The organism is Pseudomonas sp. TMB3-21, from assembly GCF_054898145.1.
Genome location: NZ_CM142718.1, coordinates 1633578 through 1648909 on the forward strand (window position 1 = coordinate 1633578; position 15332 = coordinate 1648909).

14 protein-coding genes are annotated in these 15332 nt (G+C 60.3%); 6 read left to right on the plus strand and 8 right to left on the minus strand.

The features are described 5' to 3' along the window. Positions 1–106: 106 nt before the first annotated feature. From ACYZTS_RS07550 to aspA, 6 genes are all read right to left on the minus strand, one after another. Complete coding sequence (locus ACYZTS_RS07550) at positions 107–1207, minus strand: polyamine ABC transporter substrate-binding protein (protein WP_461995086.1); 1101 nt, start codon at positions 1205–1207, stop codon at positions 107–109. A 12-nt stretch (positions 1208–1219) separates the two neighbouring features. Then, complete coding sequence (locus ACYZTS_RS07555; RefSeq protein ID WP_461995088.1) at positions 1220–2251, minus strand: histone deacetylase family protein; 1032 nt, start codon at positions 2249–2251, stop codon at positions 1220–1222. Between the two features lie 257 nt (positions 2252–2508). Further along, on the minus strand, positions 2509–3501 hold the full coding sequence (locus tag ACYZTS_RS07560; protein WP_461995090.1) for an AraC family transcriptional regulator: 993 nt from the start codon (positions 3499–3501) through the stop codon (positions 2509–2511). A gap of 226 nt (positions 3502–3727) precedes the next feature. Next, the gene (locus ACYZTS_RS07565) at positions 3728–4732 is read right to left on the minus strand and encodes an asparaginase (RefSeq protein WP_461995092.1); all 1005 of its coding nucleotides are present in this window, start codon (positions 4730–4732) and stop codon (positions 3728–3730) included. A 167-nt stretch (positions 4733–4899) separates the two neighbouring features. Then, positions 4900–6351 carry an alanine/glycine:cation symporter family protein gene (locus tag ACYZTS_RS07570; RefSeq protein WP_461995093.1) on the minus strand — a complete coding sequence of 484 codons (1452 nt, stop codon included), beginning with the start codon at positions 6349–6351 and terminating at the stop codon, positions 4900–4902. 420 nt (positions 6352–6771) lie between these two features. Then, on the minus strand, positions 6772–8196 hold the full coding sequence (aspA, locus tag ACYZTS_RS07575; protein WP_461995095.1) for an aspartate ammonia-lyase: 1425 nt from the start codon (positions 8194–8196) through the stop codon (positions 6772–6774). A gap of 180 nt (positions 8197–8376) precedes the next feature. Between aspA and ACYZTS_RS07580 the strand changes: the two genes are divergently transcribed. The 5 genes from ACYZTS_RS07580 to ACYZTS_RS07600 all read left to right on the plus strand — a co-directional run bounded on the left by ACYZTS_RS07580 (position 8377) and on the right by ACYZTS_RS07600 (position 12160). Continuing rightward, complete coding sequence (locus tag ACYZTS_RS07580) at positions 8377–9294, plus strand: LysR substrate-binding domain-containing protein (RefSeq protein ID WP_461995097.1); 918 nt, start codon at positions 8377–8379, stop codon at positions 9292–9294. A 303-nt stretch (positions 9295–9597) separates the two neighbouring features. Further along, the gene (gene purE / locus ACYZTS_RS07585; protein ID WP_028620421.1) at positions 9598–10089 is read left to right on the plus strand and encodes a 5-(carboxyamino)imidazole ribonucleotide mutase; all 492 of its coding nucleotides are present in this window, start codon (positions 9598–9600) and stop codon (positions 10087–10089) included. Positions 10090–10100: 11 nt separating this feature from the next. Further along, positions 10101–11183 (plus strand): 5-(carboxyamino)imidazole ribonucleotide synthase, encoded by a 1083-nt coding sequence (locus ACYZTS_RS07590; RefSeq protein WP_461995099.1) that lies wholly within the window; start codon positions 10101–10103, stop codon positions 11181–11183. A gap of 106 nt (positions 11184–11289) precedes the next feature. Beyond that, positions 11290–11535 (plus strand): GlsB/YeaQ/YmgE family stress response membrane protein, encoded by a 246-nt coding sequence (locus ACYZTS_RS07595; RefSeq protein ID WP_028620423.1) that lies wholly within the window; start codon positions 11290–11292, stop codon positions 11533–11535. An 88-nt stretch (positions 11536–11623) separates the two neighbouring features. Next, positions 11624–12160 (plus strand): DUF3299 domain-containing protein, encoded by a 537-nt coding sequence (locus tag ACYZTS_RS07600; protein ID WP_461996374.1) that lies wholly within the window; start codon positions 11624–11626, stop codon positions 12158–12160. A gap of 127 nt (positions 12161–12287) precedes the next feature. Here the strand turns inward: ACYZTS_RS07600 and ACYZTS_RS07605 are convergent, their stop codons facing one another. Both ACYZTS_RS07605 and ACYZTS_RS07610 read right to left on the minus strand, forming a co-directional pair. Further along, complete coding sequence (locus ACYZTS_RS07605; RefSeq protein ID WP_461995101.1) at positions 12288–13187, minus strand: D-hexose-6-phosphate mutarotase; 900 nt, start codon at positions 13185–13187, stop codon at positions 12288–12290. A 73-nt stretch (positions 13188–13260) separates the two neighbouring features. Beyond that, a complete protein-coding gene (locus tag ACYZTS_RS07610) occupies positions 13261–13665 on the minus strand; it encodes an acyl-CoA thioesterase (protein ID WP_003176975.1) in 405 nt (134 codons plus the stop codon). A gap of 362 nt (positions 13666–14027) precedes the next feature. On the opposite strand from ACYZTS_RS07610, the gene ACYZTS_RS07615 reads away from it, so the two are divergent. Next, a complete protein-coding gene (locus tag ACYZTS_RS07615; protein WP_028620426.1) occupies positions 14028–15326 on the plus strand; it encodes an MFS transporter in 1299 nt (432 codons plus the stop codon). Positions 15327–15332: the final 6 nt, after the last annotated feature.

Consider the following 15332-nt stretch of genomic DNA (forward strand, 5'->3'; position numbering starts at 1 on the left):
AAGGTAAAAGGCGGCACGGCCTGAAGTGCGGTAACTAATTATCACGGGCTAAAAAAGGAGCGGGCGCCACTGACGCCTGCTCCAGTTTTGTCATTTCACCTTTGGATCAGGTCCCGGATTTGATCTTGGTCCAGGCCCGGGTGCGAGCCCGCTCGGCGTCGCGTGGTAATGGTTGCAAGGTGTACAGCGTGCCCATCGCCGCCTCGGTCGGGTACAGGTTCGGATTGTTGCGAATCGCCGGGTTGACCATTTCAGTGGCGTCCTTGTTCGGGTTCGGGTAACCGACAAAATCGCTGACCGGCGCGATCACCTGCGGTTGCAGCAGGTAGTTGATGAAGGTGTAGGCGTCTTGCGGGTTCTTCGCGCCTTTCGGGATGGCGAGCATGTCAAACCAGATCGGCGCGCCTTCTTTCGGCAGGCGCATGTCGACGGTTACGCCGTTTTTGGCTTCCTTGGCGCGGTTCGCGGCCTGGGAGAAACTGCCGGAATAACCGACGGCCACACAGATGTCGCCGTTGGCGATGTCGGCCATGTATTTGGAGGAGTGGAAGTAGGTGACGTATGGCCGAATTTTCATCAGCAATGCCTCAGCTTTCTCGTAATCCGCAGGCTTGTTGCTGTTTGGGTCGAGGCCAAGATGCGCCAGGGCCAGCGGCAGGATTTCCGACGGTGAATCGAGCAGGGCGACGCCACACTGCTTGAGCTTGCTGAGGTTCTCTTCCTTGAAGATCAGGTCCCAACTGTCCACCGGCGCATTGTCGCCGAGCGCGGCTTTGATCTTGTCCGGGTTGAAGCCAATCAGGATGGTGCCGTACATGTACGGCACGGCGAATTTGTTGCCCGGGTCGTTGGCCTCGATCAACTTCATCAGCTTGGGATCGAGGTGCTTCCAGTTCGGCAACTTGCTGCGATCCAGCGGCTGGAATACTCCAGCCTCGATCTGCTTGGCAAGAAACACATTGGAAGGTACCACCACGTCATAGCCGGAGTTGCCGGTCAGCAGCTTGGCTTCCAGCGCCTCGTTGGTGTCGAAGATGTCGTAGATCAGGTTGGTCTGGGTGTTCTGCGCCTTGAAGTCTTCCAGCGCTTTGGGCGTGATGTAGTCGAACCAGTTGAGCACGCGCAACGTTCGCTCTTCAGCTTGCACCGCGCTACTGAGCACCGCAGCGCAAAGCGCCGGCGCGATAAAACGCTTGAGTCTTTTCATTCTTTTCATTCCTCAGTGGGCGCTTTCAAAACCTTCGAGAACGTTCACGGCATTGATGCCGATTTCTTCCACAGCGTAGCCGCCTTCCATCACGAACAGGGTCGGTTTGCCGAGCTTGGCGATGCGTGCGCCCATGGCTAGGTAATCTGGGCTGTCGAGCTTGAATTGCGAGATCGGGTCATCCTTGAACGTATCGACACCCAAGGACACGACGACGATGTCTGCAGCGTACTTCTCGATTTCCTCGCAGGCTTGATCGAGCGCGGCGCTCCACGTGTCCCAGCCCGAGCCGGCGGGCAAAGGGTAGTTGAAGTTGAAGCCTTCACCCGGCCCTTCGCCGAGCTCGTCGTCGTAACCGAGGAAGAACGGAAACTCGGCTTCCGGATGGCCATGGATCGAGGTGAACAGCACGTCGCTGCGCTCGTAGAAAATCGATTGCGTGCCGTTGCCGTGATGGTAATCGACGTCGAGGATTGCGACTTTTTTGTGGCCTTGATCAATGAACGCTTGAGCGGCGATGGCGGCGTTGTTGAGGTAGCAATAACCGCCCATCAAATCGCTGGCGGCGTGGTGACCCGGTGGACGGCACAACGCGAAAGCACTGCGCGCGCCACGCTGGATTTCAGCCTGGGCAGTGAGGGCGACTTGCGCTGCACTGTAGGCGGCTTGCCAGGTGCCAGCGGTGATCGGCGCACCGCCGTCGAAGCTGTAATAACCGAGTTGGCCGTGCAGGCTGGTCGGCATGATTCGGCGCAGGGTGCGGGCCGGCCAGGTGTAGGGCAGCAAATCGCCGTCGGTGTTGAACTCGGTCCAGCGCGCCCAGGCGCCTTTGAAAAAGTCGAGGTACTCGCGGCTGTGAACGCGCGCGATGGGGTCCACGCCGAAATCCGTGGGTGCCTGCACGGGGCCGAGGTTCTGGGTCTGTACGCGTTGCAGCACGTGATCGGCGCGCGACGGCATTTCGAAGCAGGGCATCAGTTGCCCGTCCATCAATTCACAACGGCCATGGTGCAGGTGGTGATCGTCCGAGTAGATCGTCAGCATTTTCTTGTTCTCCGCAGGCTGATTCGGTTGACCACAGTCTTGCGGCGCACAGCTTCGAAGAGAACGGCAGGAGAGGCCAAAAGGGGATTGATATGGCCAAAACGTTTGACCGAAATTCGCCCCTTGTTGGCGCAAACATGCCTCCCTTAGGTGCACTTTTTTGTAGGAGCAGGCTTGCTGGCGAAAAAATGAGAGCGCGCTGTATCTGATACACCGCGTTGAAGGGATCGCCAGCAAGCCGGCTCCTACGGAGCTTATTACGGACGGAACTGACTCGGCGCCACGCCACTCCAGCGTACAAACGCATGGCGGAAACTCGCGGTCTCGCTGAAGCCCAGCGCCTCGGCGATCTGATAGATCGGCATGTGCTCTTCGCAGAGCATGTACTTGGCCTGCTCGAACCTCAGTTCATCGAGCAGTTCCTGATAACTGCAGCCCAGTTCCTTGAGGTGCCGTCGCAGGGTGCGCGCCGAGCAGTTCATCTGTTCGGCCAAGCCTTCGAGGCCGGGCGCGGCATTCAACTGCGCACTGAGTAACTGGCGGATTCGCCCGAGCCACAGCTGGCGGCCGGTGAATTCAGTGTTCTGTTTGCGGCAGCGCTCGATCATGGCCTGATGAGTGATCGCGTCGGCGAGCGGCAGAGGCTGATCAAGCCACTGTCTGTCGAAAGCGAAGGCGTTGTCCGGCGCGCCGAAGTGCAGCGGGCAATTGAAGTGCTCGCTGTAGCTCGCTTGATAATCGGGCGCGGTGTGTTCGAAGCGCGCACTCACCAGCGGCAACGAATGCCCGAGCAGGTCGTCGCAGATGACTTTCAGCGATACCAGACAAAACTCGGCGTTGAACACCGCCAGTGCCGGGTTTTCCCGGTAATCGGCAGCGACAAACCAGACACGCTCGCCATCCTCCTCAAGGCTCAGTTCGAAAAGTGTTCCCAACAGCGCCGGATAACGCATCGCCAACCGCAAAGCGTCACCGAAGGTGGCACTGGTGAGCAGCGCGTAGCCAAGTATGCCGTACGAGGAAACGTGCATGCGCCGACCCAGTTCCAGGCCAATGTCACGCTTGAGCGCGACGGCGTTGGCGCAGACCTGCATCTCCTGATTGGTGGTGATGCGCGTGTCCGCACGGTGTAAATCCGCCGGGCTGATGCCGCTGCCTGCCAGCAGTGCTTCGCTGGGCAAGCCTTCGGCCTTGAAGGTGTTGAGCACCAGGGAAACGGCGTTGAGAGTGGTGAGGTGGGAGTGGAGCATGGGATGTTCCAGCACTGGGATGCTGGAACGGCAGCAAGTTATGTGCCCGACGCAGATCCTTGTGGGAGCGGGCCTGCTCGCGATAGCGTCGTATCAGCCACTATTAATGTTGAATGGTCGACTGCTATCGCGAGCAGGTTCGCTCCCACAGGGTAGGTGTTGTGTTGATCGTTTCCACGTCGAACCGTCTGCGTGGGAATGCCTCTGGGACGCGATCAGTGTGAAGTCAGCTGAGTTCGCCGCAGAGGTCGAGTTCGACCAGGCGTCGCACTTCAGTGATCTCAAGTCCGGCCCCCAACAACCCATGCAGCTTGCCGAATGCCGCTTCACGGGTCATGCCGCCACCGGACAAAACGCCAACACCGCGCAGGCGACTTCCGGCTTCGTAGACATCCAGCTCCACGCCGCCTTCATGGCATTGCGTAACGGCAATCACCACCACACCGTTATCGCGCGCTCGCGAAAGAGCGGCGAGGAACTCGGGATAGTCGCTCGGTCCAGTCCCGCTGCCGTAGCACTCCAGCACCAGGCCCTGAATACCGCTGTTGAGCACAGCATCCAGCAGCTCGGCGCCGATGCCGGGAAACAGCGGCAGCACCGCGACGTTCGCCATTTGCCCGGGCTGGTTGTAGTTGAGCTGCGGCGGCAGGCTCGTTGCTTTGATACCGCCGCCCTGACGCTCCAGCCGCTTGAAGGGATGACGGCCGAAACTGCGCACCTTTGCGCAGCGGGTCGGATCGAGCAATTCGCCGTGGAAATGCAGGTGAACGCCCGGTGCCACGCCCTGGCCCAGAGCGACCAGCGCACCACCGAGATTTTCCCATGCGTCGCTGTCAGCCACGCCGGCCGGCAGCATGGAACCGGTGAACACCACGCGAGCGTGCAGGCCGAGCAACTGGAAACTCATGGCCGCCGCGCTGTAGGCGAGGGTGTCGGTGCCGTGCAGGATCAGCACGCTGTCGCAGCCCTGTACATCAACCGCATCGACCACCGCTTCACGCAGCTGCTGCCAATACGCCGGGCTCATATTGGCGCTGTCGATCAGCGGCGACATCTCGCGAAAGCGCCACTGCGGCACCGCCAGCTCAGGCTGGCTGTGCAGATACTCGCGCATCCGCGCTTCGAATCCGGACGCCGGGGCCAGGCCGTTGGCGCTGGCCTGCATGCCGATGGTGCCCCCGGTGTAGAGCACCATGACGTGTTGGGCGGCTGGGTAGGTCGAGGAATTCATGGAGGTGCTCCGAGAACGATGACGTCTTGTGGGAGCGGGCTTGGTCTGGGCGGCATTCCGACGAATACATTGTTTCATTCAACATGGGTGTCGACTGATACAACGCTTCGTCGGAATGCCGCCCAGACCAAGCCCGCCCCCACAGGGATTTTGCGCACTTTAACCGATCAGCGTTGCGCTGCGGGTATGCCTTGCGACTCGACATCAGCCTTGACTGCGGCAGCAGGCGGGTTGGCCGGCCAGGCGTTCAGGTCCAGGTCCAGATCAGGAAACTTGCTCGAATCGAACACCGGCGTCTTGACGCCAGCGGCGCGCTGGTCATCGTAGTCACGCAGCACGCGCATGGCGATCTTGAACAGCAGGAACAGTGCGATCAGGTTGACGAACGCCAGCAGGGTCATGGTGATGTCGGCAAACGCGAACACTGTGCCAAGGTTTTCGATGGCGCCCCAATAGATCAGCACCAGTACCAGGGCGCGATAAGCCATCAGCGCCGCGCGGTTTTCACCGATCAGGAAACGCAGGTTGCTCTCGCCCAGGTAGTAGTTGTAGAGGATCGAGGTAAACACGAACAACGACAGCGCCACGGAGATGAAGCTGCGGCCCCAGTCACCGACCACGGCGGCCAGCGAGTTCTGTGTCAGGGCAATGCCGTCGCCTTCGAAGCCCGGGGTGTAGAAACCCGACAATAGAATCAACAACGCGGTGCAGGTGCAGATCACGAACGTATCGAGAAAAACGCTGAACGCCTGAACCACACCCTGCGCCACCGGGTGCTCGACCGACGCCACGGCGGCCACGTTTGGCGCGCTGCCCAGGCCAGCTTCGTTGGCGAACACGCCACGCTTAACGCCCATGATGATCGCGCTGCCGATCAGCCCGCCGAAAGCCTGATCCAGGCCAAAGGCACTTCTGACGATGGTCATCAGCATCGCCGGAACCTGGTCGAATTGCAGCACGATCACGTAAACGGTCACGCCGATGTACACCAGGGTTTTCACCGGTACCAGCAGGTCTGCGACCTTGGCAATGCGCTTGATCCCGCCGAAAAACACCAACCCCAGCAACACGGCCAGCGCCGCACCGGAGTAAGTCGGGTCAAGTTTGAAAGCGTCCTGCAGCGAGTGAGTCACCGCGTGAGATTGCAGACCGTTGAAGGCAAACCCGAAGGTCACCAGCAGCAGGAACGCCATGACCATGCCCAGCCAGCGTTTTTGCAAACCATGCTGAATGTAGTAGGACGGGCCGCCGCGATAACTGCCGTCGCTATCGCAGCGCTTGTAGAGCTGGCCGAGGGAACATTCGAAGAAGCTGCTGGACATGCCGACCAGCGCGGTCACCCACATCCAGAACACCGCGCCCGGGCCACCCATGGTGACGGCGATGCCGACACCGGCAATGTTGCCCGCACCGACGCGACCGGCAAGGCTGAGCATCAGCGCCTGAAACGAGCTGAGCTGACCGGCGCTGCTTTTCAGGCTGTCGCGGAACACCGCGAACATGTGGAAAAAGTGACGCAGCTGTACGAAACGCGAGCGGATCGTGAAGTAACCACCGAGCCCGACAATGAGCACGATCAGTACTTTCTCTGAGAGGAAGCCGTTGATGACTTCGAGCATGGAGTATTCCTCGCTGTTTTTTATGTAAGCAGAAGCTGGATAGGCAGAAACATCGTGTTACACCGGTTTGCGCACGGCAAAACAGGCGAGGCAGAGGTTTCGTCCCGGTTCCAAATCGCGGGTTTGTTGTTAGTTCGGGTATCGCATGGGTTAAAGCCTCGTTACCGACGACCGCTCATACGAAGAGGGGCGGCACTATACCGATGCTTTCCTGTGGGAGCGAGCCTGCTCGCGATAGCGGTATGTCAGTCGCCAACAATGTTGAATGGACAACCGCGATCGCGAGCAGGCTCACTCCTACAGGCGTTGCGGTGCTGCGGATAAAAAAAAGGGCCCGGGGAATAAATCCCCAAGCCCTCAAAAGGTGAGAGGTGTCTAGTCCCTCGACCTGGTGAGCGGTGCTACAGGTAACGTGTCGGTTCAGGCTTTAAGCGGAACCAGACGCGGAGCAATCATGTTTTCCGGGCGCAGGATGTCGGCGAGCATTTCTTCGTCGAGCAAACCTTCTTCACGCACCAGTTCCAGCACGCCGCGGCCGCTTTCCAGCGCGATGCGGGCGATGCGGGTGGCGTTTTCATAGCCGATATACGGGTTCAGCGCGGTGACCAGGCCGATCGAGTGTTCGACCAGCTCACGGCAGCGTGCTTCGTTAGCGGTGATGCCGACGATGCAATGTTCGCGCAGCATGTCCATGGCGCGTTGCAGCAGGCGGATCGAGTCGAAGATCTTGAACGCGATCAGCGGCTCCATCACGTTCAGTTGCAGCTGGCCGCCTTCGGCCGCGATGGTCAGCGCCAGGTCGTTGCCGATGATCTGGAACGCGACCTGGTTGACCGCTTCCGGGATGACCGGGTTGACCTTGCCGGGCATGATCGAGCTGCCTGGCTGACGCGCCGGCAAGTTGATTTCGTTGATACCGGTGCGTGGGCCGCTGGACAGCAGGCGCAAGTCGTTGCAGATCTTCGACAGCTTGACCGCGGTGCGCTTGAGCATGCCGGAGAACAGCACGAAAGCGCCCATGTCGGACGTGGCTTCGATCAGGTCGGCGGCAGGCACCAGCGGTTGGCCGCTGATCAAGGCAAGACGCTGAACGGCCAGGTGCTGATAACGCGGGTCAGCGTTGATGCCGGTGCCGATCGCGGTGCCACCCAGGTTCACTTCGGTCAGCAGCTCCGGAGCGAGGGTTTTCAGGCGCCCCAGGTCTTCGCCCAACGTGGTGGCGAAGGCACGGAATTCCTGACCGAGGGTCATCGGCACCGCATCCTGCAGTTGGGTACGGCCCATCTTCAGCACGTGGCCGAATTCTTCACCTTTGGCGGCGAATGCCTGAATCAGGCTGTCGAGGCTGGCCAGCAAAGCATCGTGCCCGAGCAGCAGACCCAGACGGATCGCGGTCGGGTAGGCGTCGTTGGTCGACTGCGCCATGTTCACGTCGTTGTTGGGGTGCAGGTATTGATATTCGCCCTTCTGGTGACCCATGGCCTCCAGCGCGATGTTGGCGATGACTTCGTTGGCATTCATGTTGGTTGAAGTGCCGGCGCCGCCTTGAATCATGTCGACCACGAACTCTTCGTGGAAGTCGCCGCGGATCAATCGTGCACAGGCTTCGCTGATGGCAGCGTGCTTGGCTTCGCTCAGATGACCCAGCTCACGGTTGGCGTCAGCGGCGGCCTGTTTGACCATCGCCAGGCCGACGACCAGCTTCGGGTAATGCGAAATCGGGACGCCGGAGAGACGGAAGTTGTTCACCGCTCGCAGGGTCTGGATGCCGTAATACGCTTGAGCCGGTACTTCAAGTACGCCAAGCAAGTCTTTTTCTGTGCGGAATGATGCAGCGGAGGACATGATAGAAATCATCTCGATAAGAACCCGGTCTGTGCCGGAACACTGCAAATGCTAGGCTTGTAGAGATTTTTCGGCCAATGCTGTTAAACACTGGCCTATGCACATTCGGCATAATGCCCATGTGACGCCGTGATCGCGGCGAGCGTGTGACCTCATTTGGTGCGTGTCCGGGAGGACGTGATGAATCTGGAAAGTAAATGGCTTGAGGACTTCAGTGCTCTGGCCGCCACCCGCAGCTTCTCCCAGGCGGCCGAGCGGCGTTTCGTCACGCAACCGGCGTTCAGTCGGCGTATCCGTAGCCTGGAAGCCGCGCTGGGGTTGCAACTGGTCAACCGCTCGCGCACGCCGATCGAGCTGACCGCGGCGGGGCAATTGTTTCTGGTGACGGCGCGAACCGTGGTCGAACAACTCGGGGAAGTGCTGCGTCATCTTCATCACCTGGAAGGCGGGCAAGGCGAGGTGATGCAGGTCGCTGCCGCGCATTCTCTGGCGCTCGGATTCTTTCCGCGCTGGATCGCACAGTTGCGCAATGAAGGCCTGAACATCGCGACGCGTCTGGTGGCCACCAACGTCGGCGATGCTGTGCATGCCCTGCGCGAGGGCGGCTGCGATCTGATGCTGGCCTTCTATGACCCGGATGCAGCGATGCAGATGGACCCGGAAATCTTCCCGTGGCTACACCTCGGTCAGACCGAGATGCTGCCGGTCTGCGCTGCGGACGCCGACGGCAAGCCGCTGTTCGATCTGGAAGGCGACGCCAGTGTGCCGTTGCTCGCTTACAGCGCCGGAGCATTCCTCGGGCGTTCGGTGAACCTGTTGCTGCGCCAGCGCGGGCTGCGCTTCACCACCATTTACGAAACCGCCATGGCCGACAGCCTGAAAAGCATGGCGCTGGAAGGGTTGGGGATCGCCTGGGTGCCGCAGCTCAGCGTGCGGGCGGAGTTGGCGCGCGGTGAACTGGTGGTCTGCGGTGGGCCGCAATGGCATGTGCCGCTGGAGATTCGTTTGTACCGCTGCGCGCTGGTGCGCAAGGCGAATGTGCGGTTGTTGTGGCGCAAGCTGGAAGGCGGTGCGGCCCAGACACCCACCGGACTGTAGGAGCCGGCTTGCTGGCGATCCAGTCGATACGGTCCTTCTGTCACACCGCGTTGACTGGATCGCCAGCAAGCCGGCTCCTACAGGGGTGGTGGTGTTTTGCCTGACCTTCCAGTCAATAAAACCGGGCTTTTGCGCCGTATGACAGATGGTCGCTATGGGGGCTGTTTATTGGCTTCATTGCGGTATACTGCGCGGCCTTCGGCCGGCTCGACTGGCCAAAATTCGTACAACAAGCCACGCTTTTTTGCGTGGCTTGTTGTTTTTTGACGCGCCTGCGGGCGCCCAGAGAGAAGAGGCACGACGATGAGTGCACTGGTTGGCGTGATCATGGGCTCCAAGTCCGATTGGTCCACCCTTAGCCACACCGCCGATATGCTGGAAAAGCTCGGCATCCCTTACGAGGTGAAAGTGGTTTCTGCCCACCGCACCCCGGACCTGCTGTTCCAGTACGCCGAAGAGGCCGAAGCGCGTGGCATCGAGGTGATCATCGCCGGTGCCGGTGGCGCGGCCCATCTGCCAGGCATGTGTGCGGCCAAAACCCACCTGCCGGTGCTGGGCGTTCCGGTGCAGTCGTCAATGCTCTCGGGCGTCGATTCGCTGCTCTCCATCGTGCAGATGCCAGCGGGTATCCCGGTTGCCACCCTGGCCATCGGCAAGGCCGGCGCGATCAACGCCGCGCTGCTGTCGGCGAGCATCCTGGGCGCCAAGCATCCGCAGTACCACGAGGTGCTGAAAACCTTCCGCGCTGAGCAGACAGACAGCGTTCTGGACAATCCAGACCCACGCATCGCCTGAGGTTGTTGACGATGAAGATCGGTGTAATCGGTGGCGGCCAGTTGGGTCGCATGTTGGCGCTGGCGGGCACTCCGCTGGGCATGAACTTCGCTTTTCTGGACCCTGCGCCAGACGCTTGCGCAGCCGCGTTGGGCGAACACCTGCGAGCCGATTACGGCGATCAGGATCACCTGCGTCAGCTGGCCGATGAAGTCGATCTGGTGACCTTCGAGTTCGAAAGCGTCCCGGCGGAAACCGTCGCATTCCTCTCGCAATTCGTGCCGGTCTACCCGAGCGCCGAAGCGCTGCGCATCGCCCGTGATCGCTGGTTCGAGAAAAGCATGTTCAAGGACCTGGGCATCCCGACGCCTGCGTTCGCCGACATTCAGTCGCAAGCTGATCTGGACGCCGCAGTAGCTGCGATCGGTCTGCCCGCCGTGCTGAAAACCCGCACGCTGGGTTACGACGGCAAGGGCCAGAAAGTCCTGCGCAAGCCTGAAGATGTGGTCGACACATTCGCCGAACTGGGCAGCGTTGCCTGCCTGCTGGAAGGCTTCGTGGCCTTCACCGGTGAAGTGTCGCTGATCGCTGTACGTGCTCGCGATGGTGAAACGAAGTTCTATCCGCTGGTTCACAACACCCATGACAGCGGCATTCTCAAGCTGTCCGTGGCCAGTACCGATCATCCGCTGCAAGCGCTCGCGGAAGATTATTCCAGCCGCGTGCTCACACAGCTGAATTATGTCGGCGTGATGGCGTTCGAGTTTTTTGAAGTTGACGGCGGCCTCAAGGCCAACGAAATCGCCCCGCGCGTGCACAACTCCGGGCACTGGACCACCGAAGGCGCCGAATGCAGCCAGTTCGAAAACCACCTGCGGGCGGTGGCCGGCTTGCCGCTGGGTTCGACCGCCAAGGTCGGCGAGAGCGCGATGCTCAACTTCATCGGTAAAGTGCCAGACACCGAAAAGGTCCTGGCCATCGCCGATTGCCATTTGCATCACTACGGCAAGGCCTTCAAGGTCGGCCGCAAGGTGGGTCACGCCAACCTGCGTTGTGCAAACCGTGAAACCCTGGCTGAGCAGATCCTCAAGGTCGAAGCGCTCATCGCCGAATAGTTTCTGCAGACATCGGCGGAACCATTCCGGGGCCGCCGTTCTCTCATGGCAGGATGCCAAAGTCTGACTAGGCTTTCGCATAGCTAATCAATCAGAGGGGAATGTCATGGGAATTATCGGAACCATCTTTATCGGCTTGATCGTCGGCCTGCTGGCCCGGTTCCTGAAACCGGGTGATGACAGCATGGGTTGGATCATGACCATCCTGCTCGGTATCGGCGGTTCGCTGGCGGCTACATATGGCGGCCAGGCGCTGGGCATCTATCGCGCGGGCGAAGGTGCAGGCTTCCTGGGTGCGCTGGTTGGCGCCGTGGTGCTGCTGGTGATCTACGGTTTGATCAAGAAGCGCTGATCCAGGCGACAAAGCCCTCTCTGCCAAACGCGCGGGGAGGGCTAGAATGCTCGGCGTTTTACAGTCCTTTCTTCTGCCGAGCACCTTCATGCGCCATCTTTTACTGACCTTCCTTTTACTGGGTTCGGGCTATGCCCACGCCGGCGACCTGCCAGAAACCGACTGGCTGGAGCTGATGCCCAAGTCGGACCAGAAGGCCCTCGAGGCCATGCCCGAAATCGATCACGACTCGCCCGAAGCCAACGGCACCTTTACCGAAAAAGGTGGCATGAAGCAGAGCAAGGGTTTGCCGGCCGTGATGTATTCGACAAAAACCGTGGCGTCGATGAACGACAGGAATATTCGTCTGGGTGGCTATCCGGTGCCACTGGAGTCCGATGCTGAAGGACGCAGCACCTTGTTCTTCCTCGTGCCCTACCCGGGCGCCTGCATCCACGTGCCACCGCCACCGCCTAACCAACTGGTGCTGGTGCGTTATCCGAAGGGATTGAAGCTGGAGGATATCTACACGCCGTTGTGGGTAACGGGCACGCTGAAAGTAGAGAAGGTCAGCAATGACCTGGCTGACGCGGCGTATGCGCTGGATGCGGCGACAGTCAGAGTGGTGCAGGAATCGGATTTGTAGCAGCCTGCAACGATCAAAATGTAGGAGTGAGCCTGCTCGCGATGGGGCGGAGTCAGTCGACACTTGAGTCGGCTGACCCGGCGCTATCGCGAGCAGGCTCACTCCTACTTTGGTTTTGCGGTGTTGCTTACAGAGGCTTGCTACCGATGCTGACCCCGAGGGTATGACTCGCGCCCGGCGCCAGCGTGACCACGTCATCCATCACATTCGCCGTCTCGATGCACAGCATCCGCTGCCAACCGTCATCCGCCATATCGCTGAACGCCGCCGCGCGATCAATCCATGGGTTCCAGATCACGGCCGAACGCGATCCGCTGCTGGTCAGCTCGACGCGCCGTTCCCACGCCGGATCAACAATGCTCAGCAGCGCAGGCGTATCAAGATAGATCCGGTCAGTCTCGCCGGTAAACCGCAAGTCACCGACCTGAGGCTTGAGCTTCCAGTCTTCCAGCGTCTCGATGTAACTCAGGCCACTCACGCCTTCAACATGCACATTGCGCACATCGCTGACGGCGAAATAGCTGTGCAATGCCTGGCTGATGGTGACCTCGTTGGCGCCTTGATTAAGGCTGGTCAGGCTGATGTGCAGTTGTTCGTCCAGACGGATGCTGAGCTTCAAGTCCACTTGGTGCGGCCAGCCCGGCAAGCCGCCTTCGGGGTAGGGCAGGACGAACTCCACTTTCAGGCTCTCACCTTCGGTTTCGATGCTGCCCAGTTCCCAGTCCATCGCGCGTACCAGGCCGTGAGCCGGCGGCTCCTCATGACTGACGCGCATCGCTTGAACGCTTTGCGGGTTGCGCGCGAGATTGCCGAACCACGGCCAGCACACTGGCACACCGGCGCGGATGCTTTTGCCGGTCTTGAACACAGCTTCGTCGTTGAGCCAGATCAGCGGCGGCTGGCCGGCCAGCTGATAACTGAGGATGTGCGCGCCCTGTTGGGCGACCAGCAATTCCGCCTGACCGTGGCGAATGCGCCAGCAGTTCAGGTCATCCAGTTTCATGGCTTCAACGTTGGGCGTGCTCATGGGGGCAACTCTCGATCAGGAACAATGACTGCAATGGACCGCGAAACGGTCGCTGCGTTTAACGCTGCCTGGTTTAACGAGCTCTGGACGGCACGGAACGGGTGCGACCGCTGCCATCGATGGCGACAAACACGAACACCGCTTCGGTCACTTTGCGCCATTCGCTGGACAGTGGATCGTCACTCCACACTTCAACCATCATCTGGATCGAGCTACGGCCGATTTCCAGCGCCTGGGTATAAAAGGAGAGTTGGGCGCCGACGGCCACCGGGACCAGAAACGCCATGCGATCGATGGCAACCGTCGCCACGCGCCCGCCAGCCACTTTGCTGGCCATTGCGGTGCCGGCCAGATCCATCTGCGCCACCAGCCAGCCACCGAAAATATCGCCAAAGCCATTGGTTTCGCGAGGGAGCGCGGTAATTTGCAGGGCCAGGTCGCCTTGCGGGATTGGATCTTCTTGTTCGAGCTCTATCATGCCGGGGGTGCCTCTGACCCGTGACTCTTCATTGGTATTGCGGATAAGTAGCCGTCTTGGAAAAACGATCCAGCCCCGAACATACGCTGTTCGTAGTGTTTTTCGTAAGGCGCCTGAAGGGAAACTCTGCGAAATCGCCTGTGAAGCGGGCAGGCGTTTTCGCACAGCAACCCTTTCAAACTGTTGCAGGACCGCGAGTATATCGGTCGGTTGACTCCGAGACGACCGTCCGGTTCTGATTTTGACCGTCTATTACGCACCTTCATGTGCTTTTTCGAACAATTTGTTATCGTGCCGGACCTGCCCAAGCCTCGGCCAGCGTTGTCGGGGTTGCAGATTCGACTATAAGAGAAGCCCTTGCCATGACCACAGCGCCCTCGAGCGTCGCGCAACCGACACAGCCCGCGCGTCCATTGACCCGCAATGACTACAAGACTTTATCGCTGTCCGCCCTGGGCGGCGCGCTGGAGTTCTACGACTTCATCATTTTCGTGTTCTTCGCCACGGTGGTCGGCAAGCTGTTCTTCCCGGCGGACATGCCAGAGTGGCTGCGGCTGATGCAGACCTTCGGCATCTTCGCCGCCGGCTACCTGGCGCGGCCGCTGGGCGGCATTGTCATGGCGCATTTCGGTGATTTGCTGGGGCGCAAGAAGATGTTCACCCTGAGCATCTTCATGATGGCGGTACCGACCCTGATCATGGGTTTGCTGCCGACGTATGCGCAGATCGGCATGTGGGCGCCGATCCTGTTGCTGCTGATGCGGGTGATTCAGGGCGCGGCGATCGGCGGTGAAGTGCCGGGCGCGTGGGTCTTCGTTTCCGAACATGTACCGCAGCGACACATAGGCTACGCCTGCGGCACCCTGACCAGTGGCTTGACGGCGGGCATCCTGCTGGGCTCACTGGTCGCGACGGCGATCAACAGCATTTATACACCGGCGGAAGTCTCGGATTACGCCTGGCGCATCCCGTTCCTGCTGGGCGGTGTGTTTGGCCTGTTCTCGGTGTACCTGCGTCGCTGGCTGCACGAGACACCGGTGTTCGCCGAGCTGCAATTGCGTAAAGCCCTGGCGGAAGAGGTGCCGCTGCGCGCCGTGTTGCGTGATCATCGCGGGGCGATCCTGATTTCGATGCTGCTGACCTGGTTGCTGTCCGCCGGTGTCGTGGTGCTGATCCTGATGACGCCGACTGTGCTGCAGACGGTCTACCACTTTTCGCCAACCACGGCGCTGCAGTCCAACAGCATCGCGATCTTGTTCCTGAGCATCGGCTGCATCATCGCCGGCGCCCTGGCGGACCGCATCGGCGCGGGCAAAGTACTTGCAATCGGTTGCGCCGGGCTGCTGGTCAGTTCCTGGACGTTTTATCACAGCCTGGCAGATCACCCGGACTGGCTGTTCCCGCTGTACGCATTGACCGGTTTTCTGGTGGGCACGATAGGGGCGGTGCCGTACGTGATGGTCAAAGCGTTCCCGCCCGTGGTGCGGTTCAGCGGTTTGTCGTTCTCGTACAACGTCGCCTACGCGATCTTCGGCGGTTTGACGCCGATGATTGTCAGCCTGCTCCTGAAAGAAAGCCCGATGGGGCCTGCCTATTATGTGGCCGTGCTGTGCGGCGTGGGGATTGCGGTGGGTGGGTATCTTTGGAAGAAGGGGCGTTAGGCCAAC

What these genes read in the sequence shown, in the direction of transcription:
- ACYZTS_RS07600 (WP_461996374.1), top strand. Translation starts at nt 11,624, where the DNA reads ATGCGCCATCTTTTACTGACCTTCCTTTTACTGGGTTCGGGCTATGCC.
- ACYZTS_RS07565 (WP_461995092.1), bottom strand. Translation starts at nt 4,732, where the DNA reads ATGAATTCCTCGACCTACCCAGCCGCCCAACACGTCATGGTGCTCTAC.
- ACYZTS_RS07550 (WP_461995086.1), bottom strand. Translation starts at nt 1,207, where the DNA reads ATGAAAAGACTCAAGCGTTTTATCGCGCCGGCGCTTTGCGCTGCGGTG.
- ACYZTS_RS07605 (WP_461995101.1), bottom strand. Translation starts at nt 13,187, where the DNA reads ATGAGCACGCCCAACGTTGAAGCCATGAAACTGGATGACCTGAACTGC.
- ACYZTS_RS07555 (WP_461995088.1), bottom strand. Translation starts at nt 2,251, where the DNA reads ATGCTGACGATCTACTCGGACGATCACCACCTGCACCATGGCCGTTGT.
- purE (WP_028620421.1), top strand. Translation starts at nt 9,598, where the DNA reads ATGAGTGCACTGGTTGGCGTGATCATGGGCTCCAAGTCCGATTGGTCC.
- ACYZTS_RS07570 (WP_461995093.1), bottom strand. Translation starts at nt 6,351, where the DNA reads ATGCTCGAAGTCATCAACGGCTTCCTCTCAGAGAAAGTACTGATCGTG.
- ACYZTS_RS07590 (WP_461995099.1), top strand. Translation starts at nt 10,101, where the DNA reads ATGAAGATCGGTGTAATCGGTGGCGGCCAGTTGGGTCGCATGTTGGCG.
- ACYZTS_RS07615 (WP_028620426.1), top strand. Translation starts at nt 14,028, where the DNA reads ATGACCACAGCGCCCTCGAGCGTCGCGCAACCGACACAGCCCGCGCGT.
- aspA (WP_461995095.1), bottom strand. Translation starts at nt 8,196, where the DNA reads ATGTCCTCCGCTGCATCATTCCGCACAGAAAAAGACTTGCTTGGCGTA.
- ACYZTS_RS07580 (WP_461995097.1), top strand. Translation starts at nt 8,377, where the DNA reads ATGAATCTGGAAAGTAAATGGCTTGAGGACTTCAGTGCTCTGGCCGCC.
- ACYZTS_RS07595 (WP_028620423.1), top strand. Translation starts at nt 11,290, where the DNA reads ATGGGAATTATCGGAACCATCTTTATCGGCTTGATCGTCGGCCTGCTG.
- ACYZTS_RS07610 (WP_003176975.1), bottom strand. Translation starts at nt 13,665, where the DNA reads ATGATAGAGCTCGAACAAGAAGATCCAATCCCGCAAGGCGACCTGGCC.
- ACYZTS_RS07560 (WP_461995090.1), bottom strand. Translation starts at nt 3,501, where the DNA reads ATGCTCCACTCCCACCTCACCACTCTCAACGCCGTTTCCCTGGTGCTC.